Source organism: Vibrio sp. 378 (assembly GCF_033339435.1).
This window is the reverse complement of the sequence record NZ_JAWOUO010000353.1, coordinates 1-820: the sequence shown is the minus strand read 5'-3', so window position 1 is coordinate 820 and position 820 is coordinate 1. Positions and strand designations below refer to the sequence as shown.

1 protein-coding gene and 1 pseudogene are annotated in these 820 nt (G+C 41.5%); one reads left to right on the top strand and one right to left on the bottom strand.

Features of this window, described 5'->3' with window-relative positions; translation table 11 throughout:
• Positions 1-95: pseudogene (locus tag R7Q48_RS26230) on the bottom strand (ati2 chaperone); the annotation flags it as partial.
• Positions 96-340: 245 nt separating this feature from the next.
• Here R7Q48_RS26230 and R7Q48_RS26225 point away from each other — a divergent pair.
• On the top strand, positions 341-820 hold a 480-nt coding region (locus R7Q48_RS26225; RefSeq protein WP_318133116.1), incomplete at its 3' end, for a cytochrome b.

Here is an 820-nt window from a genome sequence, read left to right as displayed (position 1 = left end):
TTTGTATTCGATGACAGTTCGCATTGAAATAATCCGTTTTCATCGAAGTTCGCGTCGTTACCTAAAAAACTGATGCTTTCTTGGTAGATATCCATTGTTTTCCCCTCAATCTAAAATGTATTATGGTTATTACTCATTTTGGGAAAGAGTATAAGAGTGAGGGTGTGGAAGGATATTGAGTATGGGCGTAAGTTTTTATTTTTATCGTATCAACACGGACCACAACTAGAGGGCGGCGACCTGTTTAGTTCGTCTGAGAGTGGTTTGTCTGAATAAAGTATTCATCTTTTATTCATGGCTCATGTGAAGAATAACCATGTCTTTTACATGGAGAAAGACGATGGACGCGAAAACGAGCAATGCAATCTCAAAATCAATGATGTTTTTCCATTGGGTTATCGGGCTTGGAATGATTGCGGTACTCATTTCTGGTCTAGTTATGGATGATGAATCAAACAACTTACTTTTTAATGCTCACATGTCATTCGGACTTTTAGTCTTAGCCTTGAGCGTGCCTAGGTTAGTTGGGAGACTCATTGCGGGTATGCCAAAACCTATGACTGAAAGAAGTAAATTTGAGTCTATCGCGGCGGCTGTGGTTATGTACTCTCTTTTGGCCTTAACTGTGGTGTTGCCTTTGTCTGGTATCGCGGTTTCTGTAGGAGAAGGGTACGGTCTGAGCCTGTTTGGTTTTGAATTAGTGAATTCTGGCAGAGAAATACACATGCTGAAAGAGCTGGGAGAGGGGATCCACGAGTTTAGTGGTGAAGCGTTGTTGCCATTCCTATTGGTTTTGCACCTTGGTGCCAGCTTTATGCAT